The sequence below is a fragment of the Rhizocola hellebori genome (genome assembly GCF_016862955.1).
Taxonomy (GTDB): domain Bacteria; phylum Actinomycetota; class Actinomycetes; order Mycobacteriales; family Micromonosporaceae; genus Rhizocola; species Rhizocola hellebori.
In genome coordinates, this window is record NZ_BONY01000163.1 from 1 (window position 1) to 6,143 (window position 6,143).

Here is a 6,143-nt window from a genome sequence, read left to right on the forward strand (position 1 = left end):
CGCCAATATTTAGGCCAGCTCCACCAGATCCAGCAGATCGTCGCTCCACGCATCCTCGTCGCCGTCGGGAAGGAGGATGGCACGATCCGGCTTGAGTGCCGCTACCGCGCCGGGATCGTGGGTGACAAGGACTATCGCTCCCGGGTACCGGGCGATGGCGTCCAGAACCTGTTCCCGGCTCACCGGGTCGAGGTTGTTCGTCGGCTCGTCGAGCAGCAGCACATTGGCGCCCGAGCACACGAGTGTGGCCAGGGCCAGCCGCGTCTTCTCGCCACCGGAGAGCACGCCGGCCGGCTTGTCCACGTCGTCGCCGCTGAACAGGAACGCGCCGAGGATGCGACGTAATTCTGTGTCCGTCTGCTCGGGCGCGGCGGAGCGCATGTGCTCCAGGATGGTGCGGGCGATGTCGAGGGTCTCGTGTTCCTGCGCGTAGTAGCCGAGCCGAAGCCCGTGGCCCGCCTTGACTTCGCCGGTGTCCGGCGTCAGCAGACCCGCGAGCATGCGCAGCAGCGTCGTCTTGCCCGCGCCGTTGAGGCCGAGGATGACCACGCGTGAACCACGGTCGACCGCGACACCGACATCGGTAAATATCTCCAATGAACCGTACGATTTGGACAGTCCGTCCGCGGTGAGCGGCGTCTTGCCGCACGAGGCCGGAGTGGGGAAGCGCACCTTGGCCACCTTGTCCGAGGCGCGCACCTCCTCCAGGCCGGAGAGCATCTTCTCGGCCCGCTTAGCCATATTCTGTGCCGCAATGGTTTTGGTGGCCTTGGCGCGCAGTTTGTCGGCCTGCGCCATCAGCGCGCCCGCCTTCTTCTCCGCGTTGGCCCGCTCCCGCTTGCGCCGGCGTTCGTCGGTCTCGCGCTGGTCCAGGTACGCCTTCCAGCCCACGTTGTAGACGTCGAGGGTGGCCCGGTTGGCGTCGAGGTACCACACCTTGTTGACGACAGCCTCGAGAAGCGACGCGTCGTGGGAGATGACGATGAGCCCGCCCTTGTGACCGGCGAGGAACCCGCGAAGCCAGGCGATGGAGTCGGAGTCGAGGTGGTTGGTGGGCTCGTCGAGCAGCAGGGTGCCGGCCTCCCCGGCGTCGGCGAACAGGATCCGGGCCAGCTCGATGCGGCGGCGCTGGCCACCGGAGAGGGTGCCGATGGTCTGGGCCAGCACCCGGTCGGGCAGGCCGAGGTTGGAGCAGATCCGCGCGGCTTCGGCCTCGGCGCCGTATCCGCCCAGCGCGGCGAACTGGTCTTCGAGCTGGCCGTAGCGGCGCAGCAGCTGCTCATCCTCACCGAGCTTGGGCTCGAGCTGCTTCATCTGAGCGAGCAGGGTGTCCAGGCCCCGGGCCGACAGCACCCGATCGGAGGCGGTGACCTCAAGATCACCCGTGCGGGGATCCTGGGGCAGGTAGCCCACCGGTCCACGCCGGTCGACCAGGCCCGTGTAGGGCGAACCCTCGCCCGCTAGCACTTTGAGCATCGTTGTCTTGCCCGCGCCGTTGCGGCCGACAAGGCCGATCCGGTCACCGGGCTGCACCCGCGGCGCGGCCTCACCCAGCAGGATGCGGGCGCCTGCGCGCAATTCGAGGCCGGTGGCCGTGATCATGATTTCCCCCAAGGCGGACAGCAAACCTCGCAATCTTACTGGTTCTCGAAACACCTCGAAAACGGTTTAAAAGGCACTTACGCTCATGAACGTGAGCATTAACGAGAACGCTGACCTCGATCCGTCACAGGTCGAGGACCTTCGCGGCTCCGGCGGCGGGGCCGGCGGCTCCGGCGGCGGCGGGTTCCCCGGCCTCGGCGGAGGCGGCGGCGGCGGAGGCGGAGGCCTGGGCGGCGGCGGGCTCGGCGCAGGCGCCGGCTGTCTGACCGCCATGCTGCCGATGTTCAAGAAGAACCCGAAGCTCGGCATCGCCGTTCTCGTCATCGCCGCCATATGTATAGGGGGATTCCTCTGCCTGGGCGGCGGAAGCCAGCTCAGCAACCTCGGTGGCCTCGGCGGCGGCAACGTGGCCAACGAGCCCGCGGACAACTCCGATCTGCAGAAGGCCTGCTCAGCACAGAACCCCGATCGTTTTCAGCGCACCGACTGCCGCAACCTGCTCTACATCAACTCGATCCAGGCCTACTGGCAGCAGGCGCTGCCCCAGTACTTCGGCCAGCCCTATCAGAAGGCCACCACCCGCCTGTTCAGCGGCGGCGTGAACACCGCGTGCGGTGCCGCCAGCTCCGGCATGGGCCCCTTCTACTGCCCCGGCGACAACCACGTATATATAGACCTCACTTTCTACGACGAGCTCGCCCGCCGCTTCGGTGCGCCCGGCCAGTTCGCCCAGGCCTACGTGCTCGCCCACGAGTACGGGCACCACGTGCAGACCCTGCTCGGCACCGAGGCCGAGGTGCGCCGCGCCCAGCAACGCGACCCGGGCAACGCCAACCGCTACTCGGTCGCGATGGAGCTGCAGGCCGACTGTTACGCCGGGGTCTGGGCCAACGCCGCGTCGCGTACCACCGACGCCACCGGCAAGCCGCTGTTCACCAGCATCACCCAGCAGGATATCGACGAAGCGCTGCAAGCCGCCGCGGCGGTGGGCGACGACAAAATCCAGCAACAGGCGGGTGGCCGGATCAACGAGTCGAAGTTCACCCATGGCTCGGCACAGCAGCGCCAGCAATGGTTCACCCAGGGTTACCAGACCGGCGACCCCCGCCAGTGCAACACTTTCCAGTAATGCGTCGGTAATGAACCTGTCGTAATGTGAGCAGATGGCGGATCTGTTCGAGGAATACCGCCTCGGTCCTGGGTGGGACGAGATGTTCTCCGAGCTGGGCGTGCCCAGGCCCAGCTACGAGGCGCTTTACGCCACGCTGCAGTCACTGTCCAGCGCCGACCTCGCGGTGCGCTCGGAGGTGCTCGCGCGCGCCTTCCTCGACCAGGGCATCACCTTCGCCCTCAAGGGGGTGGAGCGGCCCTTCCCGCTCGACATCGTGCCCAGGCTGATCACCGCGCTCGAGTGGGCGAAGGTGCAAGCCGGTGTCTCCCAACGCATCCGCACCCTCGAGATGTTCCTGGCCGACGTCTACGGCCCGGCTCACGTGCTCAATGACGGCGTGGTGCCCAGGCGGGTCGTGGTGACCAGCGCCCACTTTCACCGTGAGGCGGCCGGGGTCAATCCACCCAACGGGGTACGCATCCACGTCGCCGGCGTCGACCTGATCCGCGATGAAGCGGGCGAGTTCCGGGTGCTCGAAGACAACGTGCGCATCCCGTCCGGGGTCAGCTATGTGATCGAGAACAGGCGCGCGATCGGGCACGTGCTGCCGGAAGTGCTTGCGGCGACAAGGATCCAGCCGGTGGAGTCCTATCCGGCGCAGCTGCTGCACGCGTTGCGCGCCGCCGCCCCGGCCGGCGTGACCGATCCCACCGTGGTGGTGCTCACCCCCGGCGTGCACAACTCCGCCTACTTCGAGCACACCCTGCTCGCCCGTGAGATGGGCGTCGAGCTGGTGGAGGGGCGCGACCTGTTCTGCTCCGGCAACGAGGTGTGGATGCGCACCACGGCCGGCGAAACCCGGGTCGATGTCATCTACCGGCGGATAGACGACGAATTCCTCGACCCGGTCCACTTCCGCGCCGACTCGGTGATCGGGGTGGCCGGCCTGCTCAACGCCGCCCGGGCCGGTCACGTGACCATCTCCAACGCGGTGGGCAACGGTGTCGCCGACGACAAGCTGCTCTACACCTATGTCCCAGCGCTCATCCGCTATTACCTCAACGAGGAGCCGATCCTGCCCAACGTTCCCGCCTACCGTCTCGACGACGGGCCCGAGGTGCTCGAGTACGCGTTCGAAAGGATGGACTCGCTGGTCTTCAAGCCGGTCGACGGTTCGGGCGGCTCGGGCATCGTCATCGGCTCGCGCACCGGCCAGGAGGAGCTGGAAGCGCTGCGGGCCCGCATCACCGCCGATCCCCGGGGCTGGATAGCCCAGCACGAGGTGGCGCTGTCCATGGTGCCGACCCTGATCGGCAACCGGCTGCGCGGGCGGCACGTAGACCTGCGCCCGTTCGCGGTCAACGACGGCGAACGGGTCTGGGTGCTGCCCGGCGGGCTGACCCGGGTGGCGCTGCCCGAGGGCGAGCTGGTGGTGAATTCGAGCCAGGGTGGCGGGTCCAAGGACACCTGGGTGCTCGCCCCTGCCCATGACGAGCCGTCGGGGCCCGACGACCGGGTGGCCGGGCGCACGCTGCCGCAGCCGCGTCAACCCGACCCCGGGCCCGGCGCGGCCGCCGGGGCGGTTCAGCAACAGCAGCAGCAACAGCAGGCGGGGTTGTCATGCTGAGCCGGATAGCCGAGTCCCTGTACTGGATCGGCCGCTACATAGAGCGGGCCGAAGGCACCGCCCGCATCCTCGACGTGCACGTGCACGGCATGCTCGCCGACCCCTGGATCGATCAGGAGATCGCCTGCCGTTCCCTGCTCACCGTGATGGGCGTCGCCGCCGCCGACCAGCACGTGTCCACGGTTCGGGTGGTGGGCCTGCTCGGCCTCGACCAGAGCAGCCCGAGCTCGGTGGTGGGCGCGCTCGCCGCCGCCCGCGAAAACGCCCGTGGCGCAAGGGAAACCATCTCCAGTGAGATGTGGGAATGCCTCAACGCGACGTGGCTCGGCCTGCCCGCGGCCCGGCTGCGCATCGAGCAGCAGGGCATGCATGCCTTCTTCGGCTGGGTCAGGGAGCGGTGCTCGCTGATGGCCGGGTTGACCGAAGCCACCATGAGTCACGACGACGGCTGGCTCTTCCTCATGCTGGGCCGCAGTCTTGAGCGGGCCGACATGACGGCCCGGCTGCTGTCGACCCACGCCGACGCGGGCGGCAGCATCCAGTCCTGGCTGACCCTGCTGCGTTCCTGTGGCGCGTGGGAGACCTTCTTGCGCACCTATCGCGGCGCGCTCGACGACCGGCACGCCGCCGAGTTCCTTCTCCTCGACCGCCTTTTCCCCCGATCGGTTTTTGCCGCGCTGTCGGCTGCGGAGTCGTGCCTGGCCGACCTGGAACATGCGGGCACGCCCGGCCAGGCCAGCCGCGCCGGGGTGGCCACCGAGGCGCAGCGCATCATCGGCCGGGCCCGAACAGACTTGGAGTTTCGCGGTTTGGACGACCTGCTGGCCAGCCTGAGCACGGTTCTATCCAATGTGGAGAGCGCGTGCTCTCAGGTGAACGCCGCCGTCTCCGGCCGCTACTTCCGTGCCACCACCGCTATCGCCTGGGCGCCAAGGGCTTTCGTATGAACAACGGCAACGGAAGCTGGCGGCTTCGGATCACCCACCGCACCTGGTTCCAGTACGCCGGAACGGTGGCCTCCTCGTACAACGAGGCCCGGATGTCCCCACGCAGCGATGCTCGGCAAGCGGTGCTCGACGCGCGGGTGGAGGTGGTCCCGTCGGCGAAGGTGTTCAAATACGAGGACTATTGGGGCACCATCGTCACCGCCTTCGACCTCACCCGTCCGCACGAATCGCTGGCGGTCAAGGCTTCCGCGCTCGTGGAGACGACCGCCGCCCCGGTCGCGCCGGAGGGGCCCAGCTGGGCCGAGCTGGCCGGGGCCGACCGCTGGCACGAGTTCGCGCTGCCGACCCCACGCACCGCGCTGGATGAGGAGCTCACCGAGCTGGCCGCCGGCATCAAGGCCGAGCATCACACGCCCCAGGCGGCCGCCATCGCGGTCTGCGAGCTGATCCGCGACACCGTGGAGTACCTGCCCGGCTCGACCGGCGTGCAGACCGACGCCGTGCACGCCTGGCGCCAGCGAAGCGGAGTCTGCCAGGACATCAGCCACCTCGTGGTGGGCCTGCTGCGCTCGATGGGCATCCCGGCCGGATACGTCTCCGGCTACCTGCACCCCAACGCCGAAGCGAAAATCGGCGAGGAGGTGGCGGGGCAGAGCCACGCCTGGGTCGAGTGGTGGACCGATCGCTGGACGGGCTACGACCCGACCAACGGGGTGCCGATCGGGCCACATCATGTGGCGGTGGGCCGCGGCCGCGAATACGGCGATGTGCCACCGCTCAAGGGCATCTACTCCGGTCCGGGCAGCACCACGCAAGGCGTCGAGGTCCTACTAACCCGCCTACGCTAAGGCCCACC

Annotated in this window: 5 protein-coding genes; 4 read left to right on the forward strand and 1 reads right to left on the reverse strand. The window is 68.5% G+C overall.

What is annotated here, in order from left to right; all coding sequences use genetic code 11:
* Window positions 1-9: 9 nt before the first annotated feature.
* The gene (locus Rhe02_RS48985; protein ID WP_203915472.1) at window positions 10-1,602 is read right to left on the reverse strand and encodes an ABC-F family ATP-binding cassette domain-containing protein; all 1,593 of its coding nucleotides are present in this window, start codon (window positions 1,600-1,602) and stop codon (window positions 10-12) included.
* A 91-nt stretch (window positions 1,603-1,693) separates the two neighbouring features.
* Between Rhe02_RS48985 and ypfJ the strand changes: the two genes are divergently transcribed.
* From ypfJ to Rhe02_RS49005, 4 genes are read left to right on the forward strand one after another with little or no spacing between them, the layout of a single operon-like run.
* Window positions 1,694-2,731 carry a KPN_02809 family neutral zinc metallopeptidase gene (gene ypfJ / locus Rhe02_RS48990; protein WP_203915473.1) on the forward strand — a complete coding sequence of 346 codons (1,038 nt, stop codon included), beginning with the start codon at window positions 1,694-1,696 and terminating at the stop codon, window positions 2,729-2,731.
* A 34-nt stretch (window positions 2,732-2,765) separates the two neighbouring features.
* Window positions 2,766-4,340, forward strand: a complete 1,575-nt coding sequence (locus tag Rhe02_RS48995; RefSeq protein ID WP_203915474.1) for a circularly permuted type 2 ATP-grasp protein — start codon at window positions 2,766-2,768, stop codon at window positions 4,338-4,340.
* Window positions 4,334-5,287, forward strand: coding sequence for an alpha-E domain-containing protein (locus Rhe02_RS49000; RefSeq protein WP_203915475.1), 954 nt, complete (start codon window positions 4,334-4,336; stop codon window positions 5,285-5,287). Before Rhe02_RS48995 ends, Rhe02_RS49000 begins: the two co-directional genes overlap by 7 nt.
* Window positions 5,284-6,135, forward strand: coding sequence for a transglutaminase family protein (locus tag Rhe02_RS49005; protein ID WP_203915476.1), 852 nt, complete (start codon window positions 5,284-5,286; stop codon window positions 6,133-6,135). The genes Rhe02_RS49000 and Rhe02_RS49005 overlap by 4 nt, the downstream gene beginning before the upstream one ends.
* Window positions 6,136-6,143 lie beyond the last annotated feature (8 nt).